At 53.8% G+C, this 23,010-nt stretch carries 16 protein-coding genes; 8 read left to right on the top strand and 8 right to left on the bottom strand.

The genetic code is table 11. From position 1 onward, the window contains the following. Positions 1–3,346: T9SS type A sorting domain-containing protein (locus FUA23_RS14195; protein ID WP_187271035.1), on the top strand; the 3,346-nt coding region annotated here is incomplete at its 5' end. 4 nt (positions 3,347–3,350) lie between these two features. On the opposite strand, the gene FUA23_RS14200 is transcribed toward FUA23_RS14195, so the two are convergent. Then, complete coding sequence (locus tag FUA23_RS14200; RefSeq protein WP_147931413.1) at positions 3,351–4,094, bottom strand: LytR/AlgR family response regulator transcription factor; 744 nt, start codon at positions 4,092–4,094, stop codon at positions 3,351–3,353. Positions 4,095–4,264: 170 nt separating this feature from the next. Between FUA23_RS14200 and miaB the strand changes: the two genes are divergently transcribed. The 3 genes from miaB (at position 4,265) to FUA23_RS14215 (ending at position 7,649) form a co-directional block, all read left to right on the top strand. Next, a complete protein-coding gene (gene miaB, locus FUA23_RS14205; protein WP_147931414.1) occupies positions 4,265–5,707 on the top strand; it encodes a tRNA (N6-isopentenyl adenosine(37)-C2)-methylthiotransferase MiaB in 1,443 nt (480 codons plus the stop codon). A gap of 91 nt (positions 5,708–5,798) precedes the next feature. Further along, positions 5,799–7,184: a sigma-54 interaction domain-containing protein gene (locus tag FUA23_RS14210; protein WP_147931415.1), complete on the top strand. Its 1,386-nt coding sequence runs from the start codon at positions 5,799–5,801 to the stop codon at positions 7,182–7,184. A gap of 36 nt (positions 7,185–7,220) precedes the next feature. Further along, complete coding sequence (locus FUA23_RS14215) at positions 7,221–7,649, top strand: hypothetical protein (protein ID WP_147931416.1); 429 nt, start codon at positions 7,221–7,223, stop codon at positions 7,647–7,649. Between the two features lie 410 nt (positions 7,650–8,059). Here the strand turns inward: FUA23_RS14215 and FUA23_RS14220 are convergent, their stop codons facing one another. The 3 genes from FUA23_RS14220 to FUA23_RS14230 form a co-directional block, all read right to left on the bottom strand. Next, positions 8,060–8,758 (bottom strand): hypothetical protein, encoded by a 699-nt coding sequence (locus FUA23_RS14220; RefSeq protein WP_147931417.1) that lies wholly within the window; start codon positions 8,756–8,758, stop codon positions 8,060–8,062. 156 nt (positions 8,759–8,914) lie between these two features. Next, on the bottom strand, positions 8,915–9,127 hold the full coding sequence (locus tag FUA23_RS14225) for a hypothetical protein (protein WP_147931418.1): 213 nt from the start codon (positions 9,125–9,127) through the stop codon (positions 8,915–8,917). Beyond that, positions 9,114–9,686, bottom strand: coding sequence for an RNA polymerase sigma factor (locus FUA23_RS14230; RefSeq protein ID WP_147931419.1), 573 nt, complete (start codon positions 9,684–9,686; stop codon positions 9,114–9,116). Before FUA23_RS14230 ends, FUA23_RS14225 begins: the two co-directional genes overlap by 14 nt. Before the next feature lie 440 nt (positions 9,687–10,126). On the opposite strand from FUA23_RS14230, the gene FUA23_RS14235 reads away from it, so the two are divergent. Beyond that, the gene (locus FUA23_RS14235; RefSeq protein ID WP_147931420.1) at positions 10,127–13,228 is read left to right on the top strand and encodes a M4 family metallopeptidase; all 3,102 of its coding nucleotides are present in this window, start codon (positions 10,127–10,129) and stop codon (positions 13,226–13,228) included. A 170-nt stretch (positions 13,229–13,398) separates the two neighbouring features. On the opposite strand, the gene FUA23_RS14240 is transcribed toward FUA23_RS14235, so the two are convergent. Both FUA23_RS14240 and FUA23_RS14245 read right to left on the bottom strand, forming a co-directional pair. Further along, positions 13,399–14,574: a ribonuclease D gene (locus FUA23_RS14240; RefSeq protein ID WP_147931421.1), complete on the bottom strand. Its 1,176-nt coding sequence runs from the start codon at positions 14,572–14,574 to the stop codon at positions 13,399–13,401. A gap of 169 nt (positions 14,575–14,743) precedes the next feature. Next, positions 14,744–15,247 (bottom strand): sigma-70 family RNA polymerase sigma factor, encoded by a 504-nt coding sequence (locus tag FUA23_RS14245; RefSeq protein WP_147931422.1) that lies wholly within the window; start codon positions 15,245–15,247, stop codon positions 14,744–14,746. Positions 15,248–15,621: 374 nt separating this feature from the next. On the opposite strand from FUA23_RS14245, the gene FUA23_RS14250 reads away from it, so the two are divergent. Beyond that, positions 15,622–18,804: an AsmA-like C-terminal region-containing protein gene (locus FUA23_RS14250; RefSeq protein WP_147931423.1), complete on the top strand. Its 3,183-nt coding sequence runs from the start codon at positions 15,622–15,624 to the stop codon at positions 18,802–18,804. A gap of 4 nt (positions 18,805–18,808) precedes the next feature. On the opposite strand, the gene bioA is transcribed toward FUA23_RS14250, so the two are convergent. Then, a complete protein-coding gene (gene bioA, locus FUA23_RS14255) occupies positions 18,809–20,119 on the bottom strand; it encodes an adenosylmethionine--8-amino-7-oxononanoate transaminase (protein ID WP_147931424.1) in 1,311 nt (436 codons plus the stop codon). 179 nt (positions 20,120–20,298) lie between these two features. Here bioA and FUA23_RS14260 point away from each other — a divergent pair, with 179 nt between their 5' ends. Together FUA23_RS14260 and FUA23_RS14265 are read left to right on the top strand one after the other, a co-directional pair. Further along, positions 20,299–21,024: a sulfotransferase-like domain-containing protein gene (locus FUA23_RS14260; protein WP_222707039.1), complete on the top strand. Its 726-nt coding sequence runs from the start codon at positions 20,299–20,301 to the stop codon at positions 21,022–21,024. Positions 21,025–21,066: 42 nt separating this feature from the next. After that, a complete protein-coding gene (locus FUA23_RS14265) occupies positions 21,067–21,960 on the top strand; it encodes an aminotransferase class IV (RefSeq protein WP_147931425.1) in 894 nt (297 codons plus the stop codon). A 48-nt stretch (positions 21,961–22,008) separates the two neighbouring features. Here FUA23_RS14265 and FUA23_RS14270 read toward each other — a convergent pair whose 3' ends face one another. Next, positions 22,009–22,947: a hypothetical protein gene (locus FUA23_RS14270; RefSeq protein ID WP_147931426.1), complete on the bottom strand. Its 939-nt coding sequence runs from the start codon at positions 22,945–22,947 to the stop codon at positions 22,009–22,011. Positions 22,948–23,010: the final 63 nt, after the last annotated feature.

The following is a 23,010-nucleotide window of genomic DNA, read 5'->3' on the forward strand; positions in this document are numbered from 1 at the left end:
TTCTGAAACAGAAACCTTTAACATTCAGACCACCGAAGGGCCAAGTGACATCACGGTTGACCTGCAGTTGGCGACCATCTGTGGCTTCGACAACGGAATCCTGCAGGTTGCCGCCGTCGGCGGTAACCCTCCATACACTTACGACTGGAGCCACGATGCAGACCTGACCATAAACGATGCCAGGAATCTGCCTGCGGGTGATTATTCCGTAACCATTACTGACGCGAACGGTTGTTCGATCAGCGGGATGTACAACATCGGTGAAAGCGAAATCCCAACGGCAGACATCGTTGAACAGGGAGATGCCGGTTGCGGACAAGCCAACGGATTCATCAGGGTAGAAACGGCTAACCTCACCGCTCCCTATACCTACGAATGGGACCACGACGATGACCTGAACGCACCGCTGGCAGAAAACCTGACCAGTGGCGACTACAGTGTCACCATCACTGGTGACTTAGGTTGTTCGGTCGAGATACAGACGTCTGTTTCGAATCCGGACGGACCGTCCATCAGTGAAATTTCCGTTGAGAACAGTTCGTGTTCTGCCACCGATGGAACCGCCAGCGTAACGATAAGCGGAGGTACCAGCCCATACTCCTACGAATGGAGCCATGATGTCAACCTCACCGAATCTACAGCGACGAACCTCCCCCCAGGAGAGTACTCACTTACAATCACTGATGCCAACGGCTGTTTTGATACGGAAACCTTCAATATTCAATCTTCCGAAGGACCTGGAGAAATCACGATTGTTCAGCAAACGGGTACTTTTTGTGGGCTCAATAATGGCGCTCTACTGGTAACCCCGGTTGGCGGCACCGCTCCATATACCTATGTTTGGAGCCATGATCCGAGCCTCGTAACAAACGAAGCTCTGGACCTTCTTATGGGGGATTACTCAGTGACTATTACCGACGTAAACGGTTGCGCTGTTAGCGGAACCTATTCCATAGCCGGCAGTGAAACACCAACGATTATGGAAAGCAGCCAGAGCAATAGCAGCTGTGGCCAAAACGATGGTTCAGCTACAGTAGTAACTACCGGATTGACCGACCCCCTGTCTTATACCTGGAGCCATGACCCGGAGTTGAATGCTGCCACGGCGAACGATTTAGCTGCTGGCAACTATACAGTAACGGCAACGGGAGCCAATGGCTGCACAGCCACCCTCAGCCTTACGATCGAGAACTCCGGTGGCCCTCAGATCAGTCTTACATCTGCAATCAACAGCAGCTGCGGAATGGAAAATGGCGCTATAAACGTCGCTTACCAAAGTGGAGGCACGCCTCCCTTCAACTATAGTTGGAGTCATGATAGTGATTTGAACGAGGACGCCGCAGAAGGCCTTAGTGCCGGCAATTATGGTGTCACCATTACCGACGTTAACGGATGCAGCAATGCATTAAACGTTGAACTCATCGAAGTAGCCGGTCCCGGTTCCCTCACTATCGTCAGTATGACACCGACCAGCTGTGGAGAATCCAACGGAGCGCTTACCATAGTTCCAACCGGAGGAACACCTCCTTTCACCTACGAATGGAGTCACGATGCGACCATAACCGGAGACAATGCTACCGAACTTGACAGTGGCGTTTACCAAATCGTTGCCACCGACGCTAATGGATGTAGCATTTCCAATACTTTCTCGATTCCGACCAGCATGGGTTTAACTGTAGTGCAAGACGAAGTTATAGGTGCTAACTGTAACCTGGAGGATGGCAGTATCCTTATTTCCGTCCCCAATGCCTCCGGAGAAGTAACCTACAACTGGAGCCATGCTCCGGGCCAGAACAGCCCTGCGTTAACAGGTCTTACCGCCGGCAACTATATGGTTACCGTTACGGACGAAGCGGGTTGCTCATCCGAAGCAATGATCATAGTGAACAGCCTCGACAACCCTGCCTCGTTTACCATCACCCCCACGCCCACCAACTGTGAAGACGGACAGGGCAGCATTACCGTAACCATCACCGAGGGCCGCCCACCGTACACCTATGTATGGAGCCATGATGCGCTACTTGACGCCTCAACGGCGACAGGTTTAATTGCTGGCGACTACAACGTTGAAGTAACCGATGCGCTGGGGTGTAAAGTCATGCTTGAAGCTACAGTAATCTACTCCGACGGACCAGAAGTAACAATTGATGCTGCTGCCCCTACGTGCGCAGGGGCTTCGGACGGAAGCCTTATTGCCCGGCCGACCGGAGGAGCCGAACCCTTCTCTTACCTGTGGAGTACAAACGCTGTATCCCAGTCTGTATCCAACCTCGTAGCCGGGGATTACTCCGTTACGGTCACCGACGCAAACGGTTGTACAGAAACGGTGGAGACTACACTTACTGACGGTCCGGTTCTCATCATTTCACTGTTAGACTCCGTTCCTCCAACCTGTGCCGAATCCCTCGACGGGCGCCTGGAGGTTGAGGTAAGCGGTGGTTCTGCTCCTTACGTTTTCATCTGGTCTAACGGGACCAATGGTCCGCTCACCGATGAATTAAACGGAGGCACTACTTACACCGTAACCGTAACCAGCAGCGAAGGATGCCAGGCCGAAAGGAGCTATACACTCCCTGATGCTCCCGTAGCCGTGCTGCAATTACCGACCGATACGACGCTCTGCCAGGATGATATCTGGGCGCTCGACCTTACAGGATACACTAATACGCTCGTGACCGGCCCAGGCGGATTCAACAGTAATGAACCGGTTGTACTGATTGATGAGGCGGGAACTTATTCTATTTCGGTTGCCGGAGCAGGTGGCTGTATGGCCAACGCAGATGTGGTCGTCAACTTTACTGGCCAAACCTTTGTAGCGGGCATGGTTCTACCTTCGGATGTGGTAGTTGGCGATTCAATCGTCGTACTCGAAACCAGTTGGCCGGCGCCTTCTACCGTTGAATGGATATTCGACAGGAGTGGCGCCAGGCAGGTGGCCCAGGAGCAGAACCAGTACTGGTTCGTATTCGACGAAGCAGGAGAATATAACCTCAGCCTCCTTGCCAGTTTTGACGGCTGCGATGACCTGATCACTAAAGGGATAACCGTCCACGCTGACAGTACATCGATTCCATCCGTCGGGCTTACCCGTTCGGGCATTGAAGACATCATCATCAGTCCCAACCCCAACGATGGGAATTTCACAGCAACGGTCGACCTAACTACCGAAGCACGGATTTTCCTCAACCTTTACGACCTCGACGGAACGTTAATCGATCGCCAGGAAGATAATGGACGTTCGGATTACTCTTTCAATTACAACCTCAACCTCGAGCCTGGCTCCTACTTGTTACTCGTTCAGACGGGGTCAGCGAGGAGGACAGTAGTAGTTATTGTCAGCGATTAAGGAGTTATCGAATCAGATTCACACGGCCCGTAAAAGCCTCCCGGTAGGTCTTACCTATCGGGATGGCTTTACCGGCAAGGGCAACATGTCCCTCTGCAACTTCGTCGATCCGGGTCAGGTTGATCAAAAAGGAACGGTGCACCCGCATAAAATCAGTAGAAGTCAATTGCTCCTCGAATTTCCTCAGCGCGATACTCAGCAGGTACTCGGTATCTGCGGTTACAATTTTACAATAAGCACGTTCAGCTTCCACGTAGAGAATCTCGTTCAGAAAGAGCTTCACCATTCGGTCTTTGTGACGTACGAAGATGCGATCGTTAAGCAAATGGGGAGCTTCAGGCTGTTCCCGGGGCGCGGCCGCAGGTGCAGAGGAAGAGTTAATAAGAGCAAGGTCGATGGCCCGGGCAAGGTCTGTTTTCCGGTAGGGTTTAGCCAGAAACGCCTGGGGTCGGGTTTCTTTGGCCCGGTCAAAGGTTTCCTGGTCACTGTTGGCCGTCAGGAAAATGGTGGGTACAATGATTCCCTCGAGCTGGAGTACCCTGGCAGTTTCCACACCATCGATAATTCCCTTCAGGTTAACGTCGAGCAGCAGGATATCGGGCGGTGACTCCCGGCAGTAAAGAACAGCTTCCTCGCCACGGGGCAGAATACCTGCCACCTCATACCCCAGTTGCTCCAGGTGAAGACTGATTTTGGCGGCAATAATCATCTCGTCCTCAACAACCAGTACTTTAACAGTTGGGGTCATAACATTTTGATTAGTGGAAAGCACGATCAAGGTAAGCCTTTTTCACCATCATGAAGCGGCATAACAACAATACTTCTGCTCTTTCACGGATACAGTACAAAATACCAGCCACCTTCTGCCAATTTGTCACGCCCTCGCCGTATCTTCGCGCTCCTTAAAGGGCATCCCTTATGTACAACGACAATCCGACCATCCAGGACCTGAACGCAAAAACCATTGACGAGAAGCGTCAGGGCGAAGCATTCGGTGCTGAATTCGCACCCAAAAAGCCGGGTGCCAAGCATTTCTACATCGAGAGCTACGGCTGCCAGATGAACTTCTCAGATTCTGAGATCGTCGCTTCCATCCTTGGTGAAGCCGGCTACAGCCCCATCCGTGATATGGAGGCCGCCGACCTCATTCTGGTCAACACCTGCTCCATTCGCGAGAAAGCGGAGGAAACCGTACGCAAACGACTTCGCGTTTTCAATAAAATCAAGGAAGGCAAACCCGGCACCATGATCGGGGTTCTCGGCTGTATGGCCGAACGCCTGAAGGCCAAGTTCCTCGAGGAAGAAAAACTGGTCGACATCGTAGTAGGCCCGGATGCTTACCGCGATCTGCCCGGCCTCGTTGCTGGTGCAGAAGACGGCGAAAAAGGCGTCAACGTTTTCCTTAGTCGTGAAGAAACCTACGCTGACATCAGTCCCGTTCGTCTCCAAAGCAACGGCGTAACTGCCTTCATCTCCATCATGCGGGGCTGCGACAATATGTGTTCTTTCTGCGTGGTACCCTACACCCGGGGCCGCGAGCGCAGTCGCTCTGCCTTCAGTATCGTTGCCGAAGCGACTAATCTCTTCGATAAAGGCTTCCGGGAGGTAACCCTCCTCGGCCAAAACGTCGATTCTTATAAATGGGAAAACCCCGAAACCGGCGAAGTAACCAATTTTGCGCAACTTCTGACTATGACCGCAGCGGTTGACCCCGACCTGCGCATCCGGTTCAGCACCAGCCACCCTAAAGATATCACCGACGATGTGCTCTACGCCATGCGTGACCACGAAAACGTATGCAAATACATCCACCTGCCCGTACAATCGGGCAACACCCGGATACTTGACCTCATGAACCGCACCTACACCCGGGAGTGGTACATCGATAAGGTCAAACGCATCTACGAGATCATGCCTGACTGTGCCATCTCTTCCGATATCATCACGGGCTTCTGTACCGAGACCGAAGAAGAGCACCAGGACACCATGAGCATGGTCGAGTTCGCCCGTTACAGCATGAGCTATATGTTCTTTTACAGCGAGCGGCCAGGAACCCCCGCAGCCCGTAAACTGGAAGACGATGTACCCGAAGCGACCAAAAAACGCCGCCTCACCGAAGTCATCGAACTGCAAACCAGTATCAGCCGCGAACTTAACGCCGCTGAAGTAGGTAAAAGCTTTAAAGTCCTTATCGAAGGTGATTCCAAAAAATCCGATAAAGACTGGAAAGGCCGGACAACCCAGAACCGAATGGTTGTATTCCCGAAGCGTGAAGGCGAAAAGCCCGGTGATTACGTAATGGTGAAAATTCTGGACTCTACCTCCGCAACGCTGTTCGGAGAGCCATTTGGCAGTCTCTAGCCTGCCTGCCCGGCCAAGAAGACCATTATCTCCCTTTGAAACACTACTGTAGCCCCAGGCTCCGGAACAACTGCTAAAACTGCCGAACAATATGGCAAATCTCGACACCATAAAGCGCCGCTACGGCATCGTCGGTCGGTCCCCCGCCCTGGAAAACGCACTCAATACTGCTATCCGGGTCGCTCCGTCCGATCTGTCCGTACTCATCATGGGCGAGTCTGGTGTCGGTAAAGAGGTCATCAGTCGTCTCATCCACGACAACAGCACACGCAAGCACCAGGGCTTCATCGCCATCAACTGTGGCGCCCTGCCCGAAGGAACCATCAACTCCGAACTGTTCGGACACGTGAAAGGTGCTTACACCAGTTCCACCGGAGACCGGAAAGGCTACTTCGAAACCCTGGACGGGGGAACGATATTTCTGGATGAGATCGGCGAAATGCCTCCTCAGACCCAGACTTTTCTGCTCAGGGTTCTCGAAAACGGTGAATTCATCCGGATGGGCTCCAATAAGGTCCAGAAAACAGATGTCCGGGTCGTTGCCGCAACCAACCGGAAATTACTGGACAGGGTGCGCGAAGGTAAATTCAGAGAAGACCTTTATTACCGCCTCTCTACCGTTCCCATTGAAATGCCAAGTCTTCGGGAACGAACCGAAGACATTTACCTGCTCTTCCGCTTTTTCGCCAATAATTTTGCCGAGAAGCAATCCATCGAGGCTATTCAACTCGACGAGGAAGCCCGCTGGTTATTGGAACAGTACACCTGGCCGGGCAACATCCGGGAGCTGAAGAATGTAGCCGAACGAATGAGCATTCTCTCCGAAAAGCGGGAGCTCTCAGCGGTAGACCTCGCTGAGCTGATGCCTCAGCTTATGCAACGCAACCTTCCCGCCATCCGACGGGAAGACCAGCCCGGAGGCTCGGCCAACAGTTTTCAGGAACGCGACATTCTTTATAAAGTCCTCTTCGACATGAAGGAGGACATGACGCAGCTCAAGAACCTGATCGCAGACCTCATCCGCAGTAACAACCTCAGCGTCAGAGACGTTGAACGGGTACAATCTCTGGCTATGCCGGGCAACTACCCCGCTGCTGCCGCAGAAATAGACAGATTTGCCGCAGCTGATGCCGGTAACGTAGCCTCCGAAGCCTACGACCTCAGAGACCTCGACGTGGTTACTCCCGATGTGCCACGCAGTGGCGCGTACGCAGGTGCAGGGAACGGACAAAGGCCACATTCCAAACAACCAGACTACAAGTCTTCCGATCCAATCATCGTCGACCACGATATGCATAGGGCTTACGCAGAGAGTGAAATTGTCGACGAAGACCTCAGCCTGGCGAACGCAGAGAAAGAACTCATCAAAAAAGCCCTGCGCAAGCACAACAGCCGCCGCAAAGAGGCCGCCGCTGAGCTCGGTATCAGCGAACGAACCCTCTACCGGAAGATCAAGGAGTACGAGGTATCGGAGTAGGCGTGTATCTTACGACCTAACCATCCCTCTTTTGCTTTGCGCCTATTTATCTATATCCTGCCGCTGCTGTTGTTTACCTGCTGTCAAAAATACACAGTAAACAAGCTGCCCGACAATCGCCTTCACTTCGGTAATGCGGGTGGCTACACCGGCGAAATCCGGGAATACATCTTTCTGCTCGACAACGGCCAGGTTCTTTTCAAGAACCGTGATACAGGAGAACTCGAAAAGATCGGTAAGCTTAAGAAGGAGGAACGAATGGTTTTCATCGCCGAACTCGATCGGATCAATTTTAAGGCTTCCTCCCGTAAGGCAGCAAACATGAATACCATGATGACCCGGTACACCGAAGGGGCAGCCGAAAAGCTTCAGTGGTCCGGCCCCCGCAGTGCCCCCAGCCCTGAAGCCGGAGCATTTTTCCAGACGCTGATGGCAAAGGTCCGGGCCCTCAGGGAGGAAAAATAAGCGCCCTGCTCTTAGTGTCTTTTCTGGAGTTCCCCGTTGTTTCAGAAATAAAGACACGGCTCCGGATTACATCCCGGAGTCGTGCCCTACATTAACCAAAATAACAGAAATCTGACCAAATAGAGTTAGTCATTGTTTGCGTGATGTGTGTTGCGAGGTGCACGAATTTCCGTCTCCCCCGGCCCCCAGGGCTGACGCATAGGATTCGATTTTAAGCTTTTAGCTCGAGATCATAGTCACCGCCTAAGAGCTTGCAACCCAAAACGCGTAGCTTTTTCATTAGCCCATCCCCCGTAGGGGTTGGGGAGGGGGTTTAACACGGCTTAACTCGCCTATGCGTCAGCCCTGCCCCCGGCCCCTCTCCTCGGGAGAGGGAATACATAACGGGCGGTGAATTCGGGAGATTAGTGCTACACCACCAGCATAGCGTCAGGATGAGCGTTGGCTTCGAAAATTTGCCCTGCCTGCAGTTCTTTCAGCCAGTAACCGGAACTGACAATCGTTAATTCGTACACCCCGTCGGGCAACAGGCTTGATTTTCCGGACCAGATAATCCCGGGAGCGTTCGGAAAGCTATCGCCCCGCAGCTCGCCCCCGAAGAGGCGATGGATCAAGGCGCCTTCGCCAAGACCACCCGCTACGAGACGGGTCAGAAACGCACGCTCCGGTTTTGCCAGAGCCCTTCTACCCTCTTCCGTAGCGGCCTTTACCTTCAACTTCAGGCGACGGGCATCCGGCTTGGGGAAGCCGCCGCTGAAAGCGGCGTACAACAGGCTGCCCACCCGAAAAAAACCAGGGTGCAGCAGCGGATCAGGATATTCTTCCCAGAGCACCTCGTCTTCCATCTCGTATGATGCATTCCGGACCTGTCCTTCATTCAACTCTTCTTCGCTGAAAACATAGTTCAACAACAACTCTGCCGCTTCGTCCTTTTCAAGGTCGGAGAGCGACATCAGCGCCATACCTTTGATTTCTTCATCGGTCAGGTCGGCGGTGTCTCCGTACTCCATTTCATCGAGGAGGTTGACATAATCTTTCGTGGTCCAGTGGCCGGGAATCTCCTTCAGCACCTCGGACGTCAGTACTTCTACTGTGTATTTGTGTGACATTATCTTTTTGCTTCGGCACCATAAAATATTTGGTCGTTGTGCCTGCAATAAAGAGTCTGGTTATGCGAATTGGTCACCCGGTAGCATGAAAAAAATTTCATACCCGGCCTCTGTTCAGTACCTCGCTGCTAAAAGACAGCCACTCGTTGGCCAGAGCTACGGCCGCTTCTCCTCGAACAGGTCGATGATCTTCTCTTGTACCGGGGGGATGAGGTCTTCAGGCTCTTCGGCTTCTTCTATTTTTTCGAGGGTACCGAATACCTCGCTGGCAAGGCTGTCCGGCACTTCAACTTCGGCCTTGCGCTCGGCCGCAAGGTCCGCAAAGCGGGCCTCGAGCAATTCCTGGCGGCGGGTCTTATTCTTCTTCATTGGTCTGTATCTGGCTAAGCATTTCGGCGAGACGATTCCGGCTGCGGCTCAGGCGCATTTTTACTGCGCTCTCGCCGATACTCAGGATGGTGGCGATCTCACGGATCTGCATTTTGTCCTGATAACGCATTAAGAGCAGTAATTCTTCTTCGCGGGGCAGCGAAGAAAGCAAATGATCGAGTTGGGTGATCTGGAGATCATGAACGATCTTTTCCGTCAGGGCCTCATCTCCATCGTCAACCTGGTCTACGCCCGGCTCGATGGGGTCGAAGCGAAGACGCTTGGCTTTGCGCAGGTAAGAAACACAGTGGTTGTACGTGATGGCGTGTATCCAGAACGAAAAATCCGCTGTACCCTTAAACTTATTAAGGTTGGCAAACACTTTGATGAACACATCGTGGGCCAGGTCCTGCGCCAGGGATTTATCTTTCACAACCCCTAAACAGCGGTAGTAGACTTTCTTCTCGTATCGTTTGTACAACTCGGACAACAGGTGCTGCTTACCTGCCTGGATGGCGGCAACCAGTTCGTTATCGGGTTTGGCTTGAGCGGCTTGCATTGTGTAAAGATAGCACGGAACACACTGATGCCCCGCTCCGGCAGGGCAAATCGCTTTTAGAGATTACCCGCCTGACAGTGCTACTCGACAGCCTCAGGTTCCCATTTTATGAGCTTTAGCCGGGAAGATTGATCGAGAACAGGTTTTATCTCATTGACCTGATCGTTATTTTTCAGGCTAGAAGCATGATGTGCAATAGCATAAAGACTACCTACTTGTGCTTCCGGCCGTCAGACAAGGCAGTTAGCTGATGCATCAGTATGCTTCAGGAACTCCCGCTCCATCCTTTCGCCTCCCGAATTTCCTACTTCACCCCTCACTGCCAGCACTTCACAGGCATTTCAGGAGCCGTATGAAGGATCAACGCACATCACACAGGAGGTAAAAAACCAGCAGAACAGTACACTTACGTACCTTTGAGTATCCAGAATGAACGTGATATGTCCAGATTTACCCTTCTTATTTCCTGCTTTTTGTGTGCAGGCTCCCTCTTTGCCCAGCAGGATTTCAAACCTGAGCGCAGGACGGGAACGGTACCGGTAAATATTGATGTCAGCAAGCTGGACTTCAGTCTCAACCGCCAGAACAGTGCTTCAAACAACCCCTCTTTGCACCCGCGTCCGCGCCTGAATATCGACCGGATTACGCCCTTCAACTTGCCCGGCGTTGCGGGCGTAAGTGTACAAACCGATGAGGACAACGGCCAGGTATTTGCCCTTTCGGGGCGGCCCCGGCAGCTGGCTGCCGCACCGGCCGACAAGGCGGATGCGTACGCTTACCTCAGCGCCGTTGCCGCTCACCTTGGCCTTCAGGACCCGGAAAATGAGATCAGAATTCTGGAAGAAACCACCGACGACCTGGGCCATACCCACCTGCGCCTACGGCAGATTTACAAGGGCCTCAACGTGTTGCCAGCCGACGCACGGCTGCACGCCCGCAACGGCAATGGCTTTGATTACTATACCGGCCGGCTGCAGCCCAGCCCGCGCGATCTGAGCATCCTGCCCACAATTACTGAAGAAGTGGCGCGCACGCAGGTGCAAAGTAAGTTTGAGGATCAATGGATCAACCTGACGGACCGGCAACTGGACTGGATTTCCGGCCCGCAACTGGAGCTTGAACTCGTCGTGTACGCCGGGGGCGACGCCCCGGTCCTCGCCTGGCACGCCAACGTTCGGCCCAACCTCAAAGAACACATAAGCCTCTTCATTGACGCCGGTACGGGCGAGATCGTCCACCAGAATACTCACACCTGCGGCCTCGACGCCGGCATCGCTCCGGGGCTAAGTTGTTCCGGACACAAAACAGTCACGGATCTGCCGGAAACCCGCCGGTCTGCTCTGCTCATGGACGGGCCAGCCACCGCCAACGTCCGCAACCTCTACGATCAGTTCGTCACCATCAATACCTTTTCGCTTCAGGATGAGTTCTACCTCGTCGATGGGTCGCGGCCCATGTTCACCGTCGTCGACGGAGAGATCGACGGTATCATTGCCAGTTACGACGGAGAGAGCGGAAGCCCGCTCCGCGACGACTTCAACCCCGCCCTGCGCACCAATACCGACCAAAACTGGACCAGGACCGAAGCCAGCGTACACGGCAACGCCGGAGATGCCTACCAGTATTTCTTCGACAATTTCGGGCGGAATTCGATCGACGGCATCGGTGGCAACGTGCTGTCTTTTATGAACATCAACGAAACGGACGGCACCCAAATGGACAACGCCTTTTGGAACGGTCGCGCCTTGTTCTACGGCAATGGAGCAAGCGCTTTCCAAAGCCTCCCACGCGGGCTCGATGTTGCCGGCCACGAGATGGCCCACGGGGTGATTCAGGCTACGGCCGACCTCGTCTACGAAGAACAGCCCGGAGCGATGAACGAATCGTTTGCTGACATCTTCGGCTACCTGATCGAGGGTGAAACGGGAGATTACCGCCTGGGGGAAGACGTGGTTACCACAGCCTTTCCTTCCGGCGCGTTGCGCGATCTGCGCTTGCCTAACAACGGAGCATCGGCGTTTGGCCAGCGCGGCTGGCAGCCTAAACATATGGATGAATTCGTGAACCTGCCCAATACCGCAGACGGAGACTACGGTGGAGTCCACATCAACAGCGGGATTACGAACCGGGCCTTTTACCTCTTCAGTTCAGACCCGGCGGTAGGCGATGAGCGCGCCCAGCAGGTCTACTACCGCGCTCTGACAACTTACCTCACGCGTTCCAGCCGGTTTGCGGACCTCCGCATTGCGGTAACCAACGCAGCGACCGACCTTTACGGCAGTGAGGTGGTTAACGCCGCCAACGCCGCTTTCGATGGGGTCGGCATTGGTGGAAGCGCTGGTGATTACACCGTCGATCTGGAGACCAACGGAGGCGACCGGTTCCTGTTGCTCGCCAATACGGACCAATCCGCACTCTTCCTTGCCGACGAAGCCGGCAATCTCCTCGAAAATCCACTCGAGAGCGTAAACCTCGGCAGCCGCCCCAGCCTGACCGACGACGGTGAAATTGCCGTCTTTGTTGACGACCAGGGGCGCCTCAGAACGTACAACTTTGTTTCCGCTACCCTCGGCTTCATCGAGAACAATCCGCAAACGATCTGGCTCAATGTTGCCGTGAGTAAAGATGGTAACCGTATTGCGGTAACCACTACCGATCAAAGCAACGATATTCTGATTTACGACTTCGTCAGCCAATCCGGCCAGTTCTTCACCCTGACAAATCCGACATCTGCCGGTGGCATCAGTACCGGCGACGTACTCTACGCTGACGCAATGGAATGGGAGCCCGGCGGCAATTACCTGATGTACGATGCACTCAGCCGACTGGATGACGGCCTAGAGTTTTGGGACATCGGTTTGATGCGAGCCTGGGATTCTGATTCGGGTGATTTCGGAGACGGGACCATCCAAAAACTGTCCAGCACGTTGCCTGATGGAATTTCCATCGGTAACCCGACGTTTTCTAAAAACTCACCTTACATCATTGCCTTCGAGGAAGTTGATTTTGCGAACGAAACCTACAAGATTATCGGAGCGAACATCGAAACGGGCGCCTCTGCAACCATTTTTGAGAACAGCATTGTGAACTATCCCAATTACGGGCTGGAAGATGATCGCATTGTCTTCGATGCAAGAACAACCGATGGTACACGGGTACTGGCAGTAGTTCCGTTGGCTGAAGACAAAATATCCCCTTCCGGATCTGCCGGAGCAATCATCAACGGTGGCCACTGGGGTTACTTCTTCGCTACCGGCCAGAGAGACCTGAACACCGGGTTCGATGAAGCAGTAGTGGAGGACGAAAGCCTACGGGTTTTCCCTACGCTCACATCTGACCTTCTCACGATCGAGGCCGGCAATCAGGCGCTTACCGGACCGGTTCAGGTTCTTGACCTCACCGGGCGAACCCTTGCTACGTTTGCTGCCGAAGGCAGCCGCCGCCTGGAAGTATCGCTCGGGCACCTCAGTGCAGGAAGCTACTTCCTGGCCATGCCTACCCAGGTGGGAACTGTAATCCGCAGGGTTGCCGTGGTGCGATAAGCACCAGCTTTAAATGAGTAAAGCCAGTTGAAAAGTCGGCACCTGCCCAATGAATGACAGGCCAACTTTTCAACTGGCTTTTCTGCTGTAGGGCCCTTTGTCCGGACCGGTTTGAGCGCCTTGCCAGCCACTAAAACCTACCAGTACCTAACCCTAAAATTGACAAGGCACTAGGCCTCGAGCGAGATTTTGCCTCCCTCAATTTTCAACTTCAGGTTATTGAAGTTGTTGAGCCACCCGACGAAGTCGGGGCCGAGAAGCTCCTTTCTCCAGCCACTGCCCAGGATAGTTTTCCTGGTCTCCGGGTCCTGTTTCATCCGTTTGATCGCGTTGCGGGGCATCACCAGCGCATGACTGATGTCGGCTTCGTTGGCACGGTATTTCATGATGAGGTAAAGCAGTTCGATAAGCATATCGTCTTCTTCGTCTTCCTGGCTGCTCCGCTGAATGCTTTTTGCGATAGCGAGCTCCTCCGGAGTCGCTTCACGTTCGTACATATCGACGAACAACTGACCGTAGCGTTTCACGGTACTCTGCGGCAAACGACGGTTCTCGAGCATCGAGGAAAGACCTCCCCTTACCCCGCGGGTAAGTTGTGAGATGAGTTTACTCTGCAGGATCATTTCCTTGCTGTAGTTCTTGTGTTCGGCGGTAGAACGGCGCCATTCGTAAAGGCGGAGTAGGAATACCCGGTCTTTGGTCCGGCTGCTGCGGGCTATATTGCTGTTGAGGAATTCGTGGTTCGGGTCTCGGTAGTAGTACTCCTCGGTGGTCATTGCTGCGCATTCCTCCAGCGCCCACTCCTGGCGGCCGTTGGCGGCCAGTTGTTCCATGATCTTATCGTAGAGCTCGCGCAGATAGATGACGTCGTTCAGGGCGTATTTGATCTGTTTGGGGCTCATCGGGCGTTTGCTCCAATCGGTTACCGCAGAGCCTTTGCCGAGCACATCTCCTGTTTCGGCCTCGACCAGCTTGGCAAAGCTGGTGGGGTAACGGTGGCCAATGAAACCAGCGGCGATCTGGGTATCGAAAACATTCTGCGGGATGCAGTCGAACTGCTTATTCATGAGGCGGTAGTCGTTATCGCCCGCGTGGGTGATCTTAACGACAGCCGGATCTTCGAGGATATCGAGGAAAGGATCAAGGTTGTCTACGGCGATTGGGTCGAGCAGGTAGTAGCCGTGCTCACAGCTTATCTGAATTAGGCAAAGCAACGTTTGGTAGCGTTTTTCGCCAATAAATTCGGTGTCGAACCCCATCCACTCTATGTCCCGACAATCGTCGGCAAAGTTTTCAAGTTCGGCAAAGGTCCTGATGAAGGTGTAGTCTGGGGTACCTTGGGGCATATGTTTGTTATCCTGATTTCTGCCGCAAATGTACTAAGTAAGCAACTAGCGTTCAACAACGGGCATTTTTTGACTTTTCGCGGAACGCCGACTCTACTGTTGCATGGTATACTTCCTGAACAATTCTCTGAGCCAGCAGTCACCTGAGTACCCGACAGAAGGTTGCGGACTAAGCATACTGACGCAGACGCTCCTTGAGTTTTACCCTTGCGGTAAAGATTCTGCTTTTCACCGTTCCGATGGGCAGTGCAAGATGCACGGCGATTTCCTGGTACTCGTAGCCCTGGTAGAACATGGAGAAGGGGACGCTGTAGAGTTTGTCCAGGCTATCGATCGCGCTGATGATCTCGTTAGCGAAGAGTCGCTGCTCGCCGGAGTCGTTGAGGCTTACCTGATCTTTTTCGGCCATGCCGGTCAGTTCCACCGGCCGCAGGAGATTGCCACGGACTTTCCGCTTGCGGTATTCGTTGATGAAGGTATTGCGCATGATCATCAGTCCCCAGTTTTTAAAGTTGGTTCCTTCCTCAAAGGTATCACGGGAACGGTAAACTTTCAGGAGCGTTTCCTGGAGCAAGTCCTGGGCATCCTGCCAGTCTGATGTAAATCGGAGCGCAACGGAAGTAAACACTGTTTTGGTTTCACTCACGTAGTTGTTGAACTGTTGGTCGGTCATAATTTCCTTTCCTGAGCTCTCCCTGAGGTTATATTGTGAAGCACACTACCGGCATTCTGAGTTTTTCATTTGCTGCGCCGGGCGGTTGCCGGAAATACCGCATTGCGGCAAGGGCACAGGCTATGTAAACGCCTTAAGGTATGCTGTTATGGAGAGCATTCCTGATAAAGACTCAGGAATCGGGAAACGTCACATCGGACTTTTGCAAACCTCAGCAGATTTATGACGTTCAGTCTGTAATTGCTAAGCAACTGTATGTAATCTACTGCAACCGGGCATCGTTTAAAATGTGACGTTGTACCTATATAGAAGTCATAGTTTCGTTCACACTAACTTCAGGCCCGATCCGCTGAGGAACTTTATAAAAACCAACCATGAAAATTGTAAAACGCATTCTAATCGCCCTCGTGGTACTGATCGTTCTGGGTGTCGGCTTTTTGCTGGCAGCTCCTATTTTGTTCAAAGATCAGATCGTTGCCAACGTAAAGACCGGCGTCAATAAAGCCGTGGAGGCCGAAGTTGACTTCAGGGATGTGAACCTCAGTTTTCTCAGAAGCTTCCCTGATGTTTCCCTGGTGGTCGATGATGTTGAAATAATGGGTATCGACACCTTCGCCGGCCTGCCGCTGATGACCGCCAAACGCGCTCAGGTAGACGTCGGCTTCTGGTCGGTAGTGGGAGGCGACGGCAATTATAATATCGACGAGGTCATTCTGGACGAACCCTTCATTAACCTGCTCGTCCTCACCCCCGAGCTGGCCAACTACCTCATCGTAGCCGAAGGAGACGAACCCGTCGAAGAAACGACCACTGAACCTGCGACCGCGCAAATCAACCTGTCACGCTACGAGATCAACGACGGCACCTTCATCTACGATGACCGCACGACCGAAACTTACATGAAAATAGAGGGCTTGACGACCACCGGCGACGGTGACTTCACCGCCACCGTTTTCGATCTCGATACCGACTCTAAAGCCGACGCGGTAACCTTTAAGCAGAGCGGAATGGCTTACCTCAACGAAGTACAGGTACTGGCCAAAGCAATGGTGAACGTAGACCTGAACAACAGCCGCTACACGTTCATGGACAACAAAATCACGCTCAACGCGCTCGATCTTGTCTTCGGAGGAAGCATCGATATGGAAGACAACGGCGACATCATCTTCGACCTCGACTATAACGCTCCGGCCAACGACTTCCGCCAGCTCTGGAGCCTCATTCCTTCCGCCTACACCGCGGGGTATGAAGATGTGAAAACAACCGGTAATTTCACCCTGAACGGAACCGTCGACGGCCCGTTCAACGGTGAAAAAGAAATCTACCCCGCTTTCACCGTTAACACCGAGATCAGTTCCGGCAGCGTCCAGTACCCCGGACGCCCGATCGGTATTTCCGGTATCGACGCAAAAGTGGGCGTCAACAGCCCGAGCGCTGACCTCAACGATATGGTCATCGACATTCCCCGCTTCGACTTCGACCTCGGCGGAGACCCGTTCCGGGGGCGGCTCAAGCTCTCTACCCCACTCTCAGATCCTAACATAGATGCCCGCGTGAACGGAGACCTTGACCTTGCGAAATGGGCCCAGGCAATGCCCCTTGAAGGCGTTAAAGAACTCGGAGGGAAGATCGTTGCCGACATCACGCTCGACCGCGTTCGCCAGAGCCTGCTGAATGCAGGCCGGTACCAGGACCTGAACGTTCTCGGAGATGTTGCCATCAGCAACTTCGTTTACGTAACCGATGAGTTGCCAGCAGTTCGTATTGCCAGTGCAAACGCCGATTTCAGCCCCCAATCGGTCAACATACCAACCTTTTCGGCAACGTTGGGACGGAGCGATCTGAGCGGCGGCGGCAAGATAGACAACCCCCTGGCTTACTTTACCAGTGACCAAACCATGCGCGGCAACTTCACGCTGCGCTCCAACTTCTTCGACGCCGACGAATGGATGCCCGCCGAAGAAGAAGGTACCGCCTCCCTCAGCCCTGCTGAGTTGCAAAACGCCGGTCAGGCCCAAGCCACCGAAACAACGGCGGTCTTCGACCGCTTCGATTTCGACGTAGACGCCGATATCCGTGAGCTTAAGTACGCCACTTACCGGCCCAAAGACCTCAAGGCAGTAGGCAACGTTAAGCCCAACCGCATGGAAATCTCCACCGCCGCCGGTACCCTGGGCAGCAGTTCCTTCACCGCCAACGGCACCATTAAAGACCTTTTCGACTACACCTTCGGTGAAGGCATTCTGAGCGGAGATCTTTCCGTTCGGTCCGGATTTATCGACCTGGCGGACTTTATGACCGAAGAAGATCCGGCCCCGGCGGCGGCGGAAGCAACTACTGAATCTTCAGCCGTTGTACCTATTCCTCAGAACATCAACCTCAACGTAAACGTCAATGCTGACCGTGTCAGGTACGACAACATGAACATCGATCAGATGGCTGGCAAACTGGTGATGCAGGGCGGCCAGGCTGTTCTGGAAGACGGAAGTGCCGCCCTGCTCGGTGGCCGCATGAAATTCGCCGGAGCGTATGACACATCGGAGCCGGGAGACCCGGGTTTCCGCTTCCACTACGACATGGAATCCCTTGATTTCGGCCAGGCCTTCAGCACCCTCAACTCCTTCGCGGCGCTGGCACCAATCGGTAAGTTCCTGCAGGGACAGTTCAGCACCGACCTCGTGCTGGAAGGCAAACTGGGTCAGGACCTCTTTCCAAAACTGAACACGATCGATGCCAAAGGCTTATTTGAAACCGCCGAAGCGAAACTGGCCGGTTTCACGCCCGCCCGCAAAATTGGTCAGGCACTGAATGTGGAAGAACTGAAGAGCAGCCCGACCTTCAAGAACATGGTCACCTTTTTCCAGATTCAGAAAGGCCATGTAAGCATCGAACCCTTCAACTTCAGCGTCGCCGGAATTCCCTTACAGGTACAAGGAACCCACGGCCTGGAGCAGGACATGGACTACAACATCCGCGCCGCCATTCCCCGCACCATGATCAAGGGGAACATCGTTACCGGTACTGCCCTTTCGGCACTGGATCAGCTTGCCGGGCAGGCAACAAAACTGGGACTGGACATCAGCCCGGGAGATACTTTAAACGTAGACATCAACCTGTTGGGCAGCATCAGCGACCCGAAGTTCAAGTTTAACCTGTTAGGCAGCAAAGACGGTCAGAGTGGCTCCGTTCAGGACGCCGTAGTAGACGCCGTCAAGGATCGGGTCACCGCAGAAGTAGACGACAGAAAAGAGCAGATTCAGGCCGAAGTCGATAATAAAGTAGACGCAGTGAAGGAAGATGCTCAGCACCGGATCGACAGCCTCCGCAACGTAGCCGGAGAGCGCGCACAGCAGGTTCGGGACAGCATTGCCCGCGCCGCCCAGGCGGAAACCGACCGCCTGAAAGCCCAGGCTGCCGAAGAGCTTCGGAAGAAACTGAAACTCGATTCGTTGCGGGCCGATTCATTGCTCAATAAAATCCCCGGAGCTAACTCGATCAAAGAGGAGCTGGAGAAATTCAACCCGTTCAAAAAGAAAAAGACGGGCGGCGAGGAATAGTACATCAGGAGCCAGGAGCCGCAGTTGGGGCATCCTGGCTTCTCGATTCCAGCTCTTCCAAAATTACCCGACAAAGCTTACGCGTTTCTTCTGCGGAGACAATGTAGGGTGGCATCAGATAAATACGCGTTCCGAAGGGGCGAATCCAAACGCCCCGGGCTACGTAAAAAGCCTGAGCTTTGGCCACATCAACGGGCTCGTGGGTTTCAACGACTCCAATTCCTCCCAGCACCCGCACATCTTTCACGGCGCCCATTCGGGCGGCGGGGCGCAGGTGCAAAGACAGGTTTTCGGAAAGAGTGCTAACCCGCTTTTGCCACGGTGAAGCGAGCAAAAGGTCGATGCTTGCAACCGCGACCGCGCATGCAAGCGGATTGCCCATAAAGGTCGGGCCGTGCATCAGCACCCTTGCTTCGCTCTGCCCGATTACGTCGGCCACCTCATCCGTACAGAGGGTAGCGGCCAGGGTCATATAGCCTCCGGTGAGTGCTTTGCCCAGACACATAATATCAGGAGTAAAACCTGCGTGTTCGGCAGCGAACATCACACCTGTGCGGCCAAAGCCAGTTGCAATCTCATCGAAAATGAGTAACAAGCCGTGTTTCGTGCACAGGTCATTGACGATCCTGAGGTAAGCGGGGTTGTAAAAATGCATCCCGCCCGCACCCTGCACGACGGGTTCACAAATAAAGGCGGCGCATTTTGCAGCGCAGGCAGAGAAAACCTCTTCCAGTTCAGCGACGTAAGCTGCATCTACAGGAGCCGAAAAGCCGCCCGGAGGGCGGCCAACGAAATGATGGGTGGGGATGAAACCGCTGAACAGGCCGTGCATCCCGGTATCGGGATCACAGACGGACATCGGCCCGGTAGTATCCCCGTGGTAGCCGCCACGGAAGGTGAGGAACTTACTCCGCTGCCGCCCGCCTTTGGCGTGCTGGTACTGAACGGCCATCTTCATAGCCACCTCTACGCTGACGGAGCCGCTATCGGCCAGGAAAATTTTGTTGAGTCCGGCGGGGGTGATGTCTACCAGTCTGCGACCAAGCTCCACGGCAGGTTCGTGGGTGAAACCACCAAACATCACGTGGCTCATTTTCAGGGTTTGTTCCTGCAGCGCAGCGTTCAGTTCCGGGACGTTGTAGCCGTGCACTGCGCACCACCACGAAGCCATCCCATCGGTGAGCTCCCAGCCATCCGCCAGGGTGATCGTTGCTCCGCTGGCCGACGCTACCGGGTAGACGGGCAGAGGCTTCGACAGAGAGGTATATGGGTGCCAGAGATGGCTGCGGTCGAAGGATAGTTGATCTGAAGTGATAACAGTATAATTTGGTTACGGCACTTAAATTCGGGGCCAAGATAGAATCCTTTGGCCCTATCGTTTGGTTTCCTGACAATCTTTGCTTTGCTTGCGTCCTCACTTTGCACCTGCGCCCCCGCCCTGGTCGTTTTAAAATAAGCAGATCACGGCTGGGAAAAGACTCATAACTGCCCACCATGAAAAACCGCATCAACCTTTGGTCGTCGCCGCGCAACATAAGTACGGCGCTCATGTACAGTTTTGCTCAGCGCCCCGATACGGCCGTGGAAGACGAGCCGCTGTACGCCCACTATCTCCTCCGGCAACCAACGGAAGCAGACCATCCTGGCCGTGAGGATATCCTGCAAAGCCAGAACAACAACGGGAACGAGGTCACCGCCCGCATGCTCAGCCACGATTACCAGAAGGAGGTAGTGGTTTTTAAGCAAATGACTCACCACCTGATTGATATCGACACCGGTTTTCTGGATAGAATGGACAACGTGCTCCTGATCCGTGATCCGCGCGCCATTCTTAATTCCTTCAGCAAGGTAGTAGAAAAGGTAACCGCCCGGGATATCGGGGTGCCTCAGCAATTCGCCTTATTTCAGCGCCTGCAAAAGGCAGGAAAGCTCACTGCGGTCGTCGATGCCCGGCTCCTCTTGCTAAACCCAGAAAGCGTCCTCTCTCAGCTCTGTGACCGGCTCGGGATTCCCTTCACTCCGCAAATGCTGAGCTGGGAACCCGGCGCGCGGCCGGAAGACGGCATCTGGGCTGCTCACTGGTACGGGAACGTTCACAAGAGTACCGGCTTCCAGCCCTGGAAAGAAAAAACATATAACCTCTCCCCTGCCCTTGCTTCCATCGCAGAAGCGTGCCGGCCGGCCTACGAAGAAATGCTCGGAGCGGCGCTCCGCCCATAACCAGCCAAAACCGAACAATAACAACCCACTAAAAACATATCAATGTTACAAGAATTCAACCCAGCCAACAAAGACCTGAAGGTGTACATCGACGGAAAATTGCTTCACCGCGACGAAGCTAAGATAAGTGTATTTGACAGCGCCGTTCAGGGAGGAGACGCAGTTTGGGAAGGCATACGGGTGTACAACGGCCGGGTATTCTCGCTGGAAGCACACCTCGACCGACTTTTCGATTCGGCTCACGCCATGCTCTTTACCGGCCTGCCCTCGCGCGAAGAAGTACGGATGGCCATTTTCAAGACCCTACGGGCCAACAACATGCGCGACGGCGTGCACATCCGGCTCACCCTTACCCGTGGCCTTAAAATCACATCAGGCATGGACCCAAGGCTCAATCAGGCTGGTTGCACCCTGATCGTTCTGGCCGAATACAAGCCTCCCGTTTACCCGCCCTCCATCAAGCTGACCACCAGTTCTGTCCGCCGGAACAGCCCAATGAGTATCGACAGCAAAATCCACCACAATAACCTCATCAACAACATCCTGGCGAAAATCGAAGCCAACAACGCCGGAGCCGATGCGGGGCTTATGCTCGACAAAGACGGATATGTTTCCGAGGCAAACGGCGTGAACGTATTTGCGATCCGCCGGGGAGTGGTTTACACCCCACACGCTGATTATTGCCTTCCAGGAATTACCCGGGCCACAGTGCTGCAGATATGTGCCGACAACGAAATACCCGCCGTGGAAAAACGACTGTCGCTCACCGAATTCTACACCGCCGACGAAGTCTTCACGACGGGAACAATGGGAGAACTGACCCGGGTGGAAAGCATCGACGCACGAAAGATCGTAAACAAGCACAAATCTTCCCTGCTTGACCGCCTCAACGGTTTGTTTGCAGAGCTGACCCGTACCAAAGGGACTGAATTTTAGCACGCCAAGAGAACTGACTGGTTGCACCAAATCTGAGTGACGACGCAACTACTTGTTTGGTGCAGCCCTGATGTTTCCCCAAAAGTAAGAGTAGCCGATATAAGGAATAGGTGGCGGGAAGAAGTCGAAACCTTCTTCCCGCACCGTGGCGATTCCGAAGTTCCAACGGTGCTTTCGTATTCTCAGCGCAGCATTGAAAGTAGGTAACAGGATCACGTTGCGCTCTCTGAACCGACGTTCTTTTGTGAGAATCATGAGTGCCTCAGAATAGACGGTCCAGCGGTCACTCAGGCGCGCGCCAAAAGCCATACGGTGGCCCCAGGCAGTACCATCCTCCACTGAATTATCGTACAACACGCCCGTTCCTAAGTTCAGGAAACGACGGTTGTTACCCACCGTCAGCATAAGGTGGGCATCACCAAGAAGGGGGACGCGGTCGTTGAAAACTGCCGCCACCGGCACGTACAGCATTTTGTTGCTTACCCCGACGTGCAGCAGCGGGGACAAGCTCCAGCGAGCCCGCTGCGTAGCGAGAATACCCAATGGCCCCGCGAGCCCCACCCCGAGTTGGAAATGTTCATTAAGGTTCCATTCCGTTGTGGCGTACAGCAGGTTAATGATTTTCACCTCCCCTTTAGAGTTGTAGGGCAAAGCCGTTGGTTCGTAGGTTAAATCAGTAAGTTCTGAAGATGGCGCGTTAGTACCATTGCCCCCCTTACCCTTTTCACCGGAAGTGAATACCCCCAAAAAACGGAGTTGGTTGGTGGGAATAACGGAAACTTCGGATGTAGAACGGAGCTGAAACCTGATACTGACCGCATCCGCCTCAAGCGCTACGCCCAGTAGCTTCGAATAGTCCAGCAAAATGAGCTGATGCAATTGCGTAGTGTCGCCCAGTTTCACTTTGTAGTGAATTCGGGACTCGTAATTTTGAGCGGCAAGGAAAGCAGTAAAAAAAAGGGCAAGGGTAATCAGGCCTAAACGCATAGAGGGTGTACTAGATGAACAGAGAAGTCTATCATTTGAGACGTTAAGGTAGGCAACTTCCGT

Source organism: Neolewinella aurantiaca, from assembly GCF_008014675.1.
Classification (GTDB): Bacteria; Bacteroidota; Bacteroidia; order Chitinophagales; family Saprospiraceae; genus Neolewinella; species Neolewinella aurantiaca.

Coding starts and splice junctions, on each gene's coding strand:
- FUA23_RS14200 (WP_147931413.1), bottom strand. CDS start 4,094: ATGACCCCAACTGTTAAAGTACTGGTTGTTGAGGACGAGATGATTATT.
- miaB (WP_147931414.1), top strand. CDS start 4,265: ATGTACAACGACAATCCGACCATCCAGGACCTGAACGCAAAAACCATT.
- FUA23_RS14210 (WP_147931415.1), top strand. CDS start 5,799: ATGGCAAATCTCGACACCATAAAGCGCCGCTACGGCATCGTCGGTCGG.
- FUA23_RS14220 (WP_147931417.1), bottom strand. CDS start 8,758: ATGTCACACAAATACACAGTAGAAGTACTGACGTCCGAGGTGCTGAAG.
- FUA23_RS14225 (WP_147931418.1), bottom strand. CDS start 9,127: ATGAAGAAGAATAAGACCCGCCGCCAGGAATTGCTCGAGGCCCGCTTT.
- FUA23_RS14230 (WP_147931419.1), bottom strand. CDS start 9,686: ATGCAAGCCGCTCAAGCCAAACCCGATAACGAACTGGTTGCCGCCATC.
- FUA23_RS14235 (WP_147931420.1), top strand. CDS start 10,127: ATGTCCAGATTTACCCTTCTTATTTCCTGCTTTTTGTGTGCAGGCTCC.
- FUA23_RS14240 (WP_147931421.1), bottom strand. CDS start 14,574: ATGCCCCAAGGTACCCCAGACTACACCTTCATCAGGACCTTTGCCGAA.
- FUA23_RS14245 (WP_147931422.1), bottom strand. CDS start 15,247: ATGACCGACCAACAGTTCAACAACTACGTGAGTGAAACCAAAACAGTG.
- FUA23_RS14250 (WP_147931423.1), top strand. CDS start 15,622: ATGAAAATTGTAAAACGCATTCTAATCGCCCTCGTGGTACTGATCGTT.
- FUA23_RS14260 (WP_222707039.1), top strand. CDS start 20,299: ATGAAAAACCGCATCAACCTTTGGTCGTCGCCGCGCAACATAAGTACG.
- FUA23_RS14265 (WP_147931425.1), top strand. CDS start 21,067: ATGTTACAAGAATTCAACCCAGCCAACAAAGACCTGAAGGTGTACATC.
- FUA23_RS14270 (WP_147931426.1), bottom strand. CDS start 22,947: ATGCGTTTAGGCCTGATTACCCTTGCCCTTTTTTTTACTGCTTTCCTT.